The 12,553-nt window shown below is 50.7% G+C and carries 13 protein-coding genes and 1 pseudogene; 8 read left to right on the forward strand and 6 right to left on the reverse strand.

Going from position 1 to position 12,553, the window contains the following annotated elements; all coding sequences use genetic code 11:
• The first annotated feature begins 427 nt into the window (after nt 1-427).
• The 5 genes from EPE01S_RS22170 to EPE01S_RS22190 are packed head-to-tail and all read left to right on the forward strand — an operon-like array spanning nt 428 to nt 5,297.
• Nucleotides 428-1,750 carry an MFS transporter gene (locus EPE01S_RS22170; RefSeq protein ID WP_062749513.1) on the forward strand — a complete coding sequence of 441 codons (1,323 nt, stop codon included), beginning with the start codon at nt 428-430 and terminating at the stop codon, nt 1,748-1,750.
• A gap of 17 nt (nt 1,751-1,767) precedes the next feature.
• Entirely contained in the window at nt 1,768-2,931 is a 1,164-nt protein-coding gene (locus EPE01S_RS22175; RefSeq protein WP_062749515.1) for a mandelate racemase/muconate lactonizing enzyme family protein, read from the forward strand.
• A complete protein-coding gene (locus tag EPE01S_RS22180) occupies nt 2,925-3,821 on the forward strand; it encodes a dihydrodipicolinate synthase family protein (RefSeq protein WP_062749517.1) in 897 nt (298 codons plus the stop codon). The genes EPE01S_RS22175 and EPE01S_RS22180 overlap by 7 nt, the downstream gene beginning before the upstream one ends.
• Nucleotides 3,818-4,711 carry a 2-dehydro-3-deoxygalactonokinase gene (locus tag EPE01S_RS22185; protein WP_062749519.1) on the forward strand — a complete coding sequence of 298 codons (894 nt, stop codon included), beginning with the start codon at nt 3,818-3,820 and terminating at the stop codon, nt 4,709-4,711. The genes EPE01S_RS22180 and EPE01S_RS22185 overlap by 4 nt, the downstream gene beginning before the upstream one ends.
• Nucleotides 4,701-5,297: a bifunctional 4-hydroxy-2-oxoglutarate aldolase/2-dehydro-3-deoxy-phosphogluconate aldolase gene (locus tag EPE01S_RS22190; protein WP_062749522.1), complete on the forward strand. Its 597-nt coding sequence runs from the start codon at nt 4,701-4,703 to the stop codon at nt 5,295-5,297. Before EPE01S_RS22185 ends, EPE01S_RS22190 begins: the two co-directional genes overlap by 11 nt.
• Here EPE01S_RS22190 and EPE01S_RS22195 read toward each other — a convergent pair.
• Nucleotides 5,277-5,969 carry a helix-turn-helix domain-containing protein gene (locus tag EPE01S_RS22195; protein ID WP_062749524.1) on the reverse strand — a complete coding sequence of 231 codons (693 nt, stop codon included), beginning with the start codon at nt 5,967-5,969 and terminating at the stop codon, nt 5,277-5,279. The genes EPE01S_RS22190 and EPE01S_RS22195 overlap by 21 nt on opposite strands.
• A 198-nt stretch (nt 5,970-6,167) precedes the next feature.
• On the opposite strand from EPE01S_RS22195, the pseudogene EPE01S_RS24140 reads away from it, so the two are divergent.
• Nucleotides 6,168-6,441, forward strand: a pseudogene (locus EPE01S_RS24140) (transposase); the annotation flags it as partial.
• A gap of 101 nt (nt 6,442-6,542) precedes the next feature.
• On the opposite strand, the gene EPE01S_RS22200 reads toward EPE01S_RS24140, so the two are convergent.
• The 3 genes from EPE01S_RS22200 to EPE01S_RS22210 form a co-directional block, all read right to left on the reverse strand.
• Nucleotides 6,543-7,070: a rhodanese family protein gene (locus EPE01S_RS22200; RefSeq protein WP_062749526.1), complete on the reverse strand. Its 528-nt coding sequence runs from the start codon at nt 7,068-7,070 to the stop codon at nt 6,543-6,545.
• Complete coding sequence (locus EPE01S_RS22205; protein WP_062749537.1) at nt 7,067-7,384, reverse strand: ArsR/SmtB family transcription factor; 318 nt, start codon at nt 7,382-7,384, stop codon at nt 7,067-7,069. The genes EPE01S_RS22200 and EPE01S_RS22205 overlap by 4 nt, the downstream gene beginning before the upstream one ends.
• Nucleotides 7,385-7,585: 201 nt before the next feature.
• A complete protein-coding gene (locus EPE01S_RS22210; RefSeq protein WP_062749528.1) occupies nt 7,586-8,596 on the reverse strand; it encodes an AraC family transcriptional regulator in 1,011 nt (336 codons plus the stop codon).
• Nucleotides 8,597-8,657: 61 nt separating this feature from the next.
• Between EPE01S_RS22210 and EPE01S_RS22215 the strand changes: the two genes are divergently transcribed.
• The gene (locus EPE01S_RS22215; RefSeq protein ID WP_062749530.1) at nt 8,658-9,896 is read left to right on the forward strand and encodes an MFS transporter; all 1,239 of its coding nucleotides are present in this window, start codon (nt 8,658-8,660) and stop codon (nt 9,894-9,896) included.
• Between the two features lie 249 nt (nt 9,897-10,145).
• Here EPE01S_RS22215 and EPE01S_RS22220 read toward each other — a convergent pair whose 3' ends face one another.
• Together EPE01S_RS22220 and EPE01S_RS22225 are read right to left on the reverse strand one after the other, a co-directional pair.
• Entirely contained in the window at nt 10,146-10,748 is a 603-nt protein-coding gene (locus tag EPE01S_RS22220; RefSeq protein WP_062749532.1) for a LysE family translocator, read from the reverse strand.
• 171 nt (nt 10,749-10,919) lie between these two features.
• Nucleotides 10,920-11,408 (reverse strand): DinB family protein, encoded by a 489-nt coding sequence (locus EPE01S_RS22225; RefSeq protein ID WP_062749539.1) that lies wholly within the window; start codon nt 11,406-11,408, stop codon nt 10,920-10,922.
• A 295-nt stretch (nt 11,409-11,703) separates the two neighbouring features.
• Between EPE01S_RS22225 and EPE01S_RS22230 the strand changes: the two genes are divergently transcribed.
• On the forward strand, nt 11,704-12,447 hold the full coding sequence (locus EPE01S_RS22230) for an SDR family oxidoreductase (protein WP_062749535.1): 744 nt from the start codon (nt 11,704-11,706) through the stop codon (nt 12,445-12,447).
• Nucleotides 12,448-12,553: the final 106 nt, after the last annotated feature.

Below are 12,553 nucleotides of genomic sequence, written 5' to 3' on the forward strand. Positions count from 1 at the left end.
GGTGTTATCGTGATTGTCGCGTCGCTCCCTGTACAACTCAGTTACCGGACAAATCATTCGAGTCGCTGATGGACAACGGTTCTGCTTATGTAGTGCATGAAACCAGCAGATGCGCGACGGAATACGCGATCGCCTATATAACAACAGCTTACATACAGAAACCGTCTGGATATAGCGGGTCAAGATTATAGGGATGTCACCAAAATGATCATGCCTGTCTGTTTTGGTCACTCTTAGTAATACGAGCCAAATATATTACCTCAACTGCTACTGCTTCATTATATGAAGCAAAAATTCATTTCAATTTTGATTCATCTCGCTATTCCAACAGTCCATCTCATCTCCCGAGCTCTAATCAATATACTCGTCCTATACCTAATAAAAAGTCGTACCAAGACTGAGACCCTACCTACCCTCGGGAGTTGATATGGACAATACAGAGACCCAATACGCCGCAGACTACAGCGGGGATAGAGAAAAAGTGCCAGCCAGGCGCACAGCTAAAATCATGCTGTCGGCCGGTATCGGTCATTTTATTGAATGGTTTGATTTTGGACTTTACGGAACATTAGCCGCCATTATCGCGAGCAATTTTTTTGCCAGTAGCGACCCGGCAATTGCACTGCTTAAATCCTTTGCTGTTTTCGGTTCTGGCTTCTTGATGCGACCGCTTGGCGGGCTGTTCTTTGGCTCGATGGGCGATCGTCTCGGACGGCGTAAAGTGCTGGTCACGGTCATTGTGATCACGTCCATTTCGACCTTTATCATGGGGCTTTTACCCACCTGGCACCAGGTAGGTATAATCGCGCCAGTCTTACTGGTACTCACCCGTCTGGTTCAAGGGTTTGCCGCCGGTGGCGAAAGCTCTGGCGTGATTACTTATCTGGCGGAAAGCGCAAAGCCCCACCGCAGAGCCACCTTGACCTGCTGGAGTGAAAACTTCAGTTTTTTGGCCTTTGTCTGCGGTTCCGGGTTGGTTCTTTTTCTCACCCATACCTTAGGTGAAGAAGTGATGAACGACTGGGGATGGCGCATTCCGTTTCTGCTGGCAGCGCCATTAGGTCTGGGTGGTCTGTATATGCGCCGTAACATGGAGGACTCCGCTGAGTTTCATAAACTTAAAGCCGCCGGAAAGATTGAAAAATCACCGTTGCGCACTTCTCTTTCAACCTCGATGTCTGCCCTTCTGTTCTGCACAGGATTTGTGATTGTGAAAGCGGTAAGTAGCTGGGTTCTGCAATCTTTTATGCCCGGCTATCTCTCCACCTATTTGCATTACAGCCGTACCGACTCCTACTTAATTACCACCCTTGGGCTGCTCAGTGTCGCAATTTGTATGCCACTCACCGGCTATCTGTCTGATCGTTGGGGACGCAGGCCACTGATGCTGATGGGATGTGGCGGATTCATTTTACTGACTTACCCGGCAATGCTGGTAATGAGCCAGGGATCCGTCGGCTCGTCCATTGCGGCGATGAGCATGCTCGGCGTCTTTGTCGCCATGTTTAATGGGGGTTGCGGCGCAGCTATGGTCGAACTGTTCCCGACCGCAATTCGTTACGGCAGTATTGCCATCGCTTATAACCTGACTGTCGCTGTCTTTGGCGGCGTCACACCATTGGCTTCAGCAAGCCTTATCACCCTAACCGGTGACCCCTTATCCCCTGCATGGTATGTGATGATCACTGCCGCAATCTCGTTTATCGCCGTCTGGTTTGCTAAAGAAACCGCTGGAAAAATTTTGGATTAATGTGCCCAGGAGTCGCAATGAAGATAAGCCATATTGAATGTTTCCCGCTGAAAATCACGCCACAACAAGCCTATCTTGGAGGGAGTGTTGAAGGTCACAACAGCGATTATTACTATCGCCCGGAGTATCGCTGTGTCTATTCGCGAAAAATGGAAACGTGCCTGGTTAAGATCACTACCAATGAAGGGTATGTCGGTTGGGGAGAGGCACTGGCACCGGTAGTACCTCAGGTGATCGCCGAATTAATTAACCATCTTTTTGCCCCGTTACTGATTGGCCAGTCGCCGTTCGCCAGTGGGGTACTGAATTCTAGAATGTACGATGCCATGCGCGACCGTGGCCATATTACTGGCTATCACATTGATGCTATCGCCGCGGTGGATATTGCCTTGTGGGATCTGAAAGGCAAGATCCTGCAACTCCCGGTCTGTCAATTACTCGGCGGCGCTTATCGCGAGACAATTCCCTGCTACGTCTCTGGGTTGCCCGAACCCGACCTGCCTGCCCGCTGTCATCTGGCGAAGCAATGGCAAGACAAAGGTTTTAATGCCTTCAAACTGGCGTTGGGTTATGGGGTACGGGAAGACATCGAAAATGTGAGCGGGATTCGTGAAACGTTGGGCAACGACGCTGATATTTTCCTCGATGCCCACTGGAATTACAGTGTGGCGCAAGCCGCTGAATTGGCAGCCGCCTTGCATCCATTAGGGGTCGGTTTCCTTGAAGCCCCGCTCCTGCCGGAAGATATTGCGGGTCACCGTGAATTGCGGGCGAAAAGTCCCGTCGCTATCGCGGTCGGGGAAACCGAGCGCACCCGCTATCAGTTTAAGCCGTTCATCGAACAACGCGCTGCCGATATTCTGCAACCAGACGTTGGCCGTACCGGCATCAGTGAAATGATGCACATTGCTTCCATGGCTGAAGCCTGGAATCTACAGGTTGCGCCTCATCTTAGCGTCGGCTTAGGTCCGTGTATTGCCGCTTCAATCCAGGTTGCAGCCGCGATCCCTAATCTCTTTATGCTGGAGTACCAGCCGCCGGTTTTTGCCATTGCTAATCAGCTACTCACCACACCACTGGTGTGTGAGCAGGGACATTACCAACGTCCTGAAGGCCACGGTCTGGGTATTGAAATTAATGAAGAACGTGTTCGTGAATATGTTATGGGGGCAACATGTTAAAGGGTAATGTGCCAATTCTGGCAACGGCATTTGATAAGCTAGGTAACGTTGATTTCACTTCAATTGAAAAACTGGTGCGGTTCTTGTTGAGCCAGGGTGTTGACGGCCTGGCGCTGTTTGGCAATGCCTCAGAAGGCTATGCGCTAACCAGTGCAGAGAAAGAAGCGCTATTCCATTGTGTTAAACGGCTGACCGGAAACTTACCGCTGGTCGCCGCTGCGGGAGGAGCCAGCTCAGCCGTTGCCATCGAGGATATTAATCGCGTTAAGCAATGGGGCGCTCAGGTGGCGATGGTCAACCCACCCTCAGTGGTTAAACCTGGCCCGGATGAGATTTTCCATTTTTATCGCGACATCTGTGATGCCTGCGATATAGAGATAATGATCCAGGATGCGCCGATGATGACCGGGGTGACGATACCGGTCGCCACGCTGGTCAAGCTCTGCCAGACGTTTGCCGCGATCAAATACATTAAAGTTGAACAACCGCCGACCACGCTCAAAATCACAGCACTCAAAAATGCCCTCGGTGATAGCGTCGGCTTGTTTGGTGGGCTCAATGCCGGCTTCTTATATGAAGAGCTTCGCCGCGGCGTGATTGGCACCATGCCTGCCTGCGAGTTTCCCGATGTGATCAATGCCATTCTGCGGGCCTTTCCGCGCAGTGAACAGGAAGCACAGGCGCAATTTTATCGCTATCTTCCCTTCCTGCGTTATGGGGTTCAACCGGGTATTGGCGTAGCCATCCACAAAACCGTTTTGCATAAAGCTGGCATTTTTGCCACGGACTACGTTCGCGAACCGGCAAAACCGATAGATGATATCACACGGGATGAACTGCAAAATCTCACTGCTGCATTGCCACTGGCAGTCTTCGGAGCGAGCCAATGAACTACATTGCCGTCGATTGGGGTACCACTAATTTCCGCGCGCTGAGTGTACGTAATGGCGTCGTCATACGCATAGTTGAAGACACGTGCGGGGTGGGGAAATGCCAGCGCGAGCAGTTGCCTGATATTCTGCGTCAGCAATTGCTGCGCTTAAAGGATGCCTGGGACGCACAGCTCCCGGTTATTCTGTGTGGCATGATTGGCAGCAATATCGGCATTGCCGATGCCGGATACCTGGAGCTGCCACTCAGTTTTGCCGCCTTACTTGGCAAAGGTCGCGAACTTAAGGGTGTACTCTCCAATCCTCTCACTCTGCGCCCTGGTATATGCGACCGCTGCGTTAATGAAGTGTGCCGGGGTGAGGAGATGCAACTCGCGGGTGCATTAACGTTAACCGATGCCAGCCGCTTCGCCGCCGTGGGGACGCACAGTAAATGGATAACCGTTGATCGCTCGAAACAGCAGGTCGAGAGCTTACGCACCCTAATGACCGGTGAACTTTATCATTTAGTTGTTAACCATTCAGTGGTGGGTAAAGGTCTGCCCGAACAAACAGATTCCCCGTCGGCATTTATCGACGGGGTCAACACTGCGCAATCTTTTGATTACCCTGCCAGTGATATTATTACCGCGCTGTTTCGTAGCCGCGGGCGATATCTTCTTGGTGCCATAGAGCCACGCCATGCCGCAAGCTACCTTTCAGGTTTACTGATTGGCTACGAAATCCTGACCGGGCAGCAAGAGAGTGAAAGTATCTGCTTTATTGGCAATCGCACCTTGTTGTCACTGTATCGCCAGGCCTGCGATGTGTTATCTGTCAGTTGCACCACGCTTGAAGCTGAAACCACAATTATTGCCGGACTGAATGAGGTTTTTCGCGATGATCAATAGTGCAAAAGTCGTCGCCATTCTGCGGGGGATCACCGCAGAGGAGGCGATAGAACACGTCGCCTGTCTGCTGGATTATGGCATCAATACGGTGGAGATCACCACCAACTCCCCTGGCTGGGATCAGAGTGTGCAACAGATTAGTCGCCAGTTTGGCGAACGGGTGCGAGTGGGAGCCGGGACGGTGCTCACGCCTGAGCAGGTGGAAACCAGTGCCTTACGCGGAGCAGGATTTATTTTAACGCCCAATCTCGATTTTCGTGTTGTCACTGCTGCCAAGCATCATGGTCTGGATGTCTGTGCCGGCGTTTTTACCAGTAGCGAAATATTCTCGGCCTGTGAGATGGGAGTGGATGTGCTGAAAATTTTCCCTGCGGCGGCGCTGCCGGTTAACTATCCGCAATTGATCAAGGGCCCGCTGTCACCAGCAAGCCATTTCTGCGCAGTGGGGGGTGTTGATATTGAAAATGCAGCCGATTATTTACAGTATTACGACAGCGTAGGAATCGGTTCGGCACTCTACCGTTGTGGGCAAAGTGTGGCGACTACGGCTGAACGCTGCCAGCAGTTACTCCAGGATGGGAAATGATTCTCTACTGATTTTCTGTGCTGCAGTCATTAAAAATTGGCGAAAACTATCAATATTGAGTTTGTCACCCTGAATATTAGACAATGCTATGGCTGCTTGCATGCCAGGAATAATACAGGCCAGTCGGTAATCTGTCTGGCTGTATACTTTTTCAAATACCTGATGTCGCCTTGCCTCTTGTATATCATTTTTCAATAAATTGTGGTCATGGACGCCAATGCGAGCGACTATTTCTTCATCACTCATGGCAGAGAGTAGTTTAATGCCAATAACTGAATCATGAATCGGATAGGACTCATAATTGCCGATAGCACGGGCGATACTTTTCCCACCACGGGTATGGATTAAATACGTCACATTCTTCCCGCTTAATATACCAACAACAATAGAAATTGAGTGACTACCAATTTCCTCCAGCATTCCCAACACTGCGCTATAAAAGGTTGAGTTATGTATCGCACGGGCAGACAGCTGGTGGATACCCATCCCCAGACTGTATTTTTTTCGTTTATCTTGCTCCACCATGTCCAGTGACAATAAAGTCTGCATCAACCGGGTTACTTTTGCTGAATCCAACTCCAGAGTCCGCCCCATCTCCCTGATACCTAAAGCACGATTTCCGGAGGACAATAATTTCAAACAACGAAATGCATCATAAACTGTGTTGTTCATCTCATACCTCAATTATAGGAAAGTGATATTTACCCCCCCCATTTAAACAGTGCTAAATGGCTTCGAACAATAGTAGATCACTGAGAGGCAATTCAGCCCGGATGGTGCGATCTGATCAATCGCCAAAAAGAAACAAATCAGCAACCGGACTGAGCGATGCCGATCACAGCAGCTATCCCTGATGAAGAACGACGGTTGATGCCTAAAGGGCAACAGAAACGTATCGCCACACCGGGGCAGAACCAGAATCATTATCTGGCTGGAAAAGAAAACGAAATTCCGGTTGTTATTCCTGCCGACATATTCACCGTGGCTGAACCCAACAGAAATGCTGTGGTTATCACTACACGAAACCATAACGCGAAACTATCAGCGCCATTATATGTGGCAGTTACTGAAACAGGTCAATCAGTTTATGAGGGCTGCTTCACCGTTTCCAGGCAATCAACCCGAACTTGCTAAAGTGGAGCGTTACTATGCGAAGTTATTTAGGTTCGATCAGAACGGCAACTGTGTGTCAGAAGCGGACATAGCAGCTCTTCCCTGAACTTATCAAAGAGAATGCAATGAACATCATTTATCAGGCCTGTTCCATGGCATTTTTAACAATAAATTCGCCATTCCACATAAACCGCTTACTCCTGCAAAGAGTAATCCGGCGCCTACAACGCCGGAAAGCAAAAATAACCGGCTATCTGTGGTGTATCCCAATATAACGCCGATAAGAATCAGTGTGCCCGCAACAATCTGAACCTGCCTCATGACCGGCAACGGCTGTTTTTTGTCTTCAATAGTCGGGAGGTTGGCACTCTTCCACGCGTTAATGCCCCCGGTCATTAGTAAAGCCGGCACAGGGCTTGCTGCTTTCAAGAGCGCATTGGCATTCTGAGCCGTGCGGCCCCCTGATAAACAATGAAAAATAACGGGTTGTTTATCTGTACCCTCCACCGTTTTACCTGCCGTAATATCGGTAAGAGGGAGTGAACGTGCGTTCGGTATATGCTCACGCTGGTATTCCGTGGGGTCTCGAATATCAATAAGCACAGCACCTTTATCAATCAGTCTTTTGGCTTCTTGCGGTGATACTGATTCTGGCGTCATTTGAAATCCTCCGGACAGTAAATGTCTTTTAACGCGGAGATAACTTTTTTCACCGAGTCGTTTTTGATGAAATAGTTCACCTTTTGCGCCACCCTTTCAGATTCTATCAAACCGTCTTCTTTCATTTTTGCCAGGTGCTGAGAGGTTGCTGAAGGCGTTAAGCCGGTCAATTGCCCCAGTTCACCTGACGATGTGCCGGGTTTATCAATGAGAATACAGAGGATCAACAGTCGGTTGCTGTTGCTCATCGACTTAAGCAGCGTTGTTGCCAACGAGGCACTTTTCTGTAACTGGAACAGATGACTCTCTTTCATTTTGTTATTTAGCATTGTCTAAATTTAGATAATGCTAAATTAAATAATGCTCACACGCAATCAAAAAATGCTAAGGGCGGCAGGATGTCTGCTTTTCGCTCATAGCAGAGGGTATCCCCTCCAGAGTCAGCCTTGTACAAGCCCAGTTCGCCGGTGCTTCAACCGGCTGATACACCGGCCTCTGAGACGTGGCCTGACGATTCAGGGCGTATTCTTCATTACGCCGCTGCGACTGGCTCCCGGCGGCTGGCCGTTGATACGCTTGAAAGCCCGACTGAACGCGGCCTGAGAGGTATAGCCCAGACGCTGGGCTACCGTGTCGATCGATAGCTTATCCTGGCTGAGCCACTGACTGGCGAGACGCATACGAAACTCCGTTGCATAGCGCAGCGGCGGCACGCCAATGGTCGTTTTAAAGCGATCGGCAAAAACAGAACGCGATACATGCGATTCCGCTGCCAGTTCAGCAACAGTCCACTCTTTGCCGGGCTGACGGTGTATAGCCAGTATGGCCCGGGCAAGGCGCGGGTCCCGCAGGGCCGCAAAAAGGCCAGATGCAGATTCACAGCCACATTCAACCCATCCACGCACCATCATCGCGGCCGCGACCTCGGCAAGACGAGCCAGAATGCCGGCAAAGCCGATGCGTCCTGAGCATATTTCGCTTTTCATGGCATACAGAATTGACACCAGACCCGGATAACGCGGCTGATCGGTATTCGCCACGATGACCTGCGGCATCAGTTTACCGAGCCTGTGCATGCCGCCGAAATCGAACGCCATGCAACCGTAAAAAAGCACTGCGCTTGGGATCGGGTGCGTACTGGGGCAGGTATCCACCCCGCTTACGGCTTCCCCCAGGGGAGCTGTAGCGAAATTGTCGATAGGTTGAAACACCGCGAGGGGGTCTGAAAGCAGCTGATGCGTTCCTCCCTGAGGCATGAACACAGCATTGCCAGCCGTCAGCTTGTGAAGCGCGCCGTCATTTGTACGTAAGAAAGCCGTGCCAGCGGCCAGATAATGAAAATAAGCGTGTCCCGGCCTGTCATCAAACCCCAGCCCGAAAGAAGGGCCGGTCTGGATACGGCGATACTGGACACCGCGCAGGCGCATGCCCGTCAACAGTTCACTTATCAGATCGGACGACAGGGCGGTTTGTTCTTTATCAGTCATTTTAGGTGTTTCGGGCATAACATCAAGATTCAGCATCATAGATCGTCCTGCCAATCGACGCTAGGCTTTCCGCTGTGATAATTACCCTGGGATAGAGAAGATGAGCAATGATGTAAATAGTGCTGTACCCGCGTCTGCAAATGATGATGAACCGGCGGGAGCCGCATGGACCGCTGTATTTTCCCTGGCAATGGGCGTATTTGGTTTGCTGACGGCAGAGTACCTCCCTGCCAGTCTGCTGACGCCTATGGCCGCTGACCTGCGGGTGTCGGAAGCGCTTGCTGGCCAGGCGGTGACCGTGACGGCAGTCGTGGCCCTGTTTGCCGGCCTGCTCGTGCCCGGCCTGACTCGCCGGTTTGACAGAAGGGCCGTCCTGTTGAGTTTCACAGGACTGATGATTGCCTCCAATCTGCTCGTGGCATGTTCCTCAAGCCTGACCGTTCTGTTAATTATGCGAATACTGCTGGGCATCGCTCTGGGGGGGTTCTGGAGTATGGCCGCTGCCGTTGCCATGCGGCTGGTTCCCGCCAGGCTCGTTCCGCGCGCGTTATCCTTTATCTTCAGCGGCATTGCCGTGGGCACCGTGGTTTCGGTGCCGCTGGGCACTTACCTGGGGGGGCTTTACGGGTGGCGCAGCGCCTTCGTGGCAGCAACGGCAGTGGGTGTGCTGACACTCATCGTCCAGTTATTCACTCTGCCGCGTATGGCGGCACGCAAAACGGTACGAACCGCATCGGTAACAGAGTTACTCCGACGACCCGGTATTGCCCCGGGAATGATGGGATGTGTGCTTGCCCACACTGGACAGTACGCGCTGTTTACCTATATTCGCCCGGCTCTTGAAAGCGTTACCCACAGTGACGTGAATGGTTTGTCTTTAATACTGCTTGGGTTCGGTGCAGCCAATTTTGTGGGAACGCTACTGGCCGGATGGCTGATGGAGCGCAGCCTGCGAGCCACCCTGGTGTTGATGCCTGCAACAGTCGGCGTAGCGGCATTGTTCATGATCTGGCTTCCCGTGCAGATGACCGGAATGATATTCCTGATCGTGCTGTGGGGTCTGGCGTTTGGTGGTGTTCCCGTCGCCTGGTCTAACTGGGTGGCGCGAGCGGTGCCGGATCAGGCAGAAACGGCAGGAGGCATGGTGGTCGCATCCGTACAATCCTCAATCGCTGCCGGCGCTGCTGTAGGCGGGCTGATGTTTGGATTCAGTGGCGTAGCGGGCGTTTTTCTTACCGCCGGTGGCATGATGTTGCTCGCTGCGCTTTTCATTGCCGTCAAGGTTCGGGTAGAACTGCCACAGCATGGCCAGCCCGACAGCCCGGCAACACACTTTTAGCTTAAGGTTCGGTAGCCCACAGAATGGCACCGTTGCCGGAACGGCGCGCTGTAAATCAACCTGACTGAGAATTCACTACGGTAAAAAATCAGGTCAACATGGCTTCGCAACGTAGCATCGAATAATCGACGCGATCATTGCTACCTGCATCCCGAATGGCTCAATGCCGGGCCTGGCTCCAGGCGGGCCTTGCATTGCCTGCCAGTCGGGTATGTGCCAGCAGCGGACATCCTCGCTAAAGGTGATGAGTTACTGGGTCAGGCTGTGCAGAGAAAAAGCAATGAGCAACACCCCGCCGGCAATGTTGACGTATTTTTTGAGCATCAATGGGTTAGTTTTTTTTACTGAAAATATAAGTGCTTGAGTAACAGCAAAAAGCCAAACGCTCATGACCACGACATGGACTGTTGCCAATGTCAGATAGTTGTAAACGCCTCCCTGTCTCCCTGCGAACTGCGAAACGACTGTCAGATAAAAAATGATGGCTTTAGGATTCAAAATATTAGCTATCCAGGCCTCTCTTAACGTCACCGAATGTTTCGTATCAGTCAGTCCACCGGCCTTTGACCTTATCCCACTACGGATAAGCATTGCTCCTAACCAGAGCAGATAGGCGGTTCCGAAAACTTTCAACACCGCAAAAGTTGCTGGAGACGAGATGATCACAGCGGTTATACCTAGTCCGATGAGAACCGCATGTGTGTATATGCCCAACGCTGTGCCGGCAAGCGTTCTGAACAGTCCTCTGTAACCGCCTGCCAGAGCGCCATTCATAACAAGCGTGAAGCTTGCTCCGGGAGACAGTGCAACAGGGAGTAGTGCTGGCATAAAGCCAAAAAGGTTTATTTCCATAGATTTTGGATATTAATTGATGCTCTGCCTGATTGCCAGTCAAGGCGCTTCGCCAGAAAATGATGTTAAACGCCATTGGAATATATAGCTGCTTGCCACGAAAGGTCCGCTCCTCGCTCACAGCGGCTGTCGAAGCCGCTGGATATATGAGTAGTAGATGAACGCTCACTGTCAGTGATTATGGTCCCTTAGGAAGACTGTCAGCACATCCTTGGGAGCAACACCCCCACATTCTGTAATTAACCAACCTACGGCTCCTCGATGGTAGGTTCCATGAAAAAGCATGTGATTTAGCATCTCCGCAGCTGTCATCTCTCCGTTACCCCCGTCCACAAAACTGAACTTAATGGTTTCTCCGAGATCAGCTGAAGTCATTGAGTTAATATGCTGGATATACCAATCCGCTGCGCCAGCCATTTTAACTTCTAGCTCACCTACAGAGGGTGTTTCTGGGGTATTTAACGCCGTGTAACCGTGCTGCTGGCCCGAAATATTTGCTCTGAAAATCATGTCTACGACATGAATATGATTCATCAGCCTTAGCATCAGGTGACGTTTTTCTGCATAAGCGAATTCGTCGATAAGATTAATGGTTTTTAGAGTTTCGGAATCAATCCAGCGCTTGTACTTCAACAGTGTAACTATTGTGTCCTTTGCCATAATCTTCTCCAGATTTACCTGTACCGATAGCATATCAATAACGCACTTTTCTTGGCAGAGTTTCATTTTTTAAAGGCAACGCGTCCGCTTCTCACTCTATGCGGACATCCCTCAAGCGCATGTCTGCTCTGTGCCAGAAGCGCACGTTGCTCATCCCCTGAGTCACGCTTAAACAGTTTGCAGTGCAGCTTATTTCTGTTCCTCATGTAAAAAGGGCACTAACTGAAAGATGTCACTTAACTGCCTCATGTATATCTACTTACACACATAGTTATCATGAAAAGGAAGAATGAAGATGCTGAGAGGTAAAAGAGCTGTTATTACCGGCGGAGGCGGGGGATTTGGCCAGGCGCTGTGTGTGTGGCTGGCACGAGAGGGCGTCGAGGTGGAATTTTGCGCACGGCGGGCTGAAGATATTCAAAAAACCTGCAACATCATCACTGCTGAAAGCGGCATTGCAAAAGGGTATATCTGTGATTTAACCCGCCCTGAATCTCTTTCTCAGTTTTCTGCACAGTTGTTAGCTTCAGACAAGCCTGTAGACATTTTAATCCTGAATGCTGCTCAGTGGTTGTCAGGGAGATTAGACGATCAGCCTGATATAGAAATTATTAATACCGTTAATTCAGGCCTGACAGGTTCGATTCTCCTGACTCAGGCTCTGCTGCCTGGGTTAAGACGTTCAGAAAATGCTGATATTGTCTCAATTATATCTTCATGTGGGGTCCCCAATTTTACGGATTCTATTGCGCACCCAGCCTTTTTCGCCAGTAAACACGGGCTTAGCGGGTTTACAACTAAACTGGCACAGCAGTTATCTGAAGAAAATATCCGCGTTACCGGGTTGTACCCTCCGGATTTCGAATTTACAGGGTTAGATACGTCTGTCGATAGTCAATCCAGAATGGGAGAACGTTTAATGAATGGACGGTCGGTCTGGGAAACGATTCGTTTTGTGCTGACACAACCGCATAGTTGCCATATAAGCAGCATCTACTTTCAAGGTCCAACTCGCGAAGATCTTAACGCCAGGCGCTAAACTGGGTGACGTTGAGCATTCTGCTCAACGTCACCTTCTCGCTCACAGCAAACCTCGCGACCCTTCAGGCTGTCCGCTTTGTGCCAGGAGCGGACATTGGCACTTT

This window comes from Erwinia persicina NBRC 102418, from assembly GCF_001571305.1.
GTDB lineage: Bacteria > Pseudomonadota > Gammaproteobacteria > Enterobacterales > Enterobacteriaceae > Erwinia > Erwinia persicina.

Excerpts from the sequence above, each read along its gene's own strand:
- EPE01S_RS22170 (WP_062749513.1), top strand. The coding sequence starts at position 428 with ATGGACAATACAGAGACCCAATACGCCGCAGACTACAGCGGGGATAGA.
- EPE01S_RS22175 (WP_062749515.1), top strand. The coding sequence starts at position 1,768 with ATGAAGATAAGCCATATTGAATGTTTCCCGCTGAAAATCACGCCACAA.
- EPE01S_RS22180 (WP_062749517.1), top strand. The coding sequence starts at position 2,925 with ATGTTAAAGGGTAATGTGCCAATTCTGGCAACGGCATTTGATAAGCTA.
- EPE01S_RS22185 (WP_062749519.1), top strand. The coding sequence starts at position 3,818 with ATGAACTACATTGCCGTCGATTGGGGTACCACTAATTTCCGCGCGCTG.
- EPE01S_RS22190 (WP_062749522.1), top strand. The coding sequence starts at position 4,701 with ATGATCAATAGTGCAAAAGTCGTCGCCATTCTGCGGGGGATCACCGCA.
- EPE01S_RS22195 (WP_062749524.1), bottom strand. The coding sequence starts at position 5,969 with ATGAACAACACAGTTTATGATGCATTTCGTTGTTTGAAATTATTGTCC.
- EPE01S_RS22200 (WP_062749526.1), bottom strand. The coding sequence starts at position 7,070 with ATGACGCCAGAATCAGTATCACCGCAAGAAGCCAAAAGACTGATTGAT.
- EPE01S_RS22205 (WP_062749537.1), bottom strand. The coding sequence starts at position 7,384 with ATGAAAGAGAGTCATCTGTTCCAGTTACAGAAAAGTGCCTCGTTGGCA.
- EPE01S_RS22210 (WP_062749528.1), bottom strand. The coding sequence starts at position 8,596 with ATGATGCTGAATCTTGATGTTATGCCCGAAACACCTAAAATGACTGAT.
- EPE01S_RS22215 (WP_062749530.1), top strand. The coding sequence starts at position 8,658 with ATGAGCAATGATGTAAATAGTGCTGTACCCGCGTCTGCAAATGATGAT.
- EPE01S_RS22220 (WP_062749532.1), bottom strand. The coding sequence starts at position 10,748 with ATGGAAATAAACCTTTTTGGCTTTATGCCAGCACTACTCCCTGTTGCA.
- EPE01S_RS22225 (WP_062749539.1), bottom strand. The coding sequence starts at position 11,408 with ATGGCAAAGGACACAATAGTTACACTGTTGAAGTACAAGCGCTGGATT.
- EPE01S_RS22230 (WP_062749535.1), top strand. The coding sequence starts at position 11,704 with ATGCTGAGAGGTAAAAGAGCTGTTATTACCGGCGGAGGCGGGGGATTT.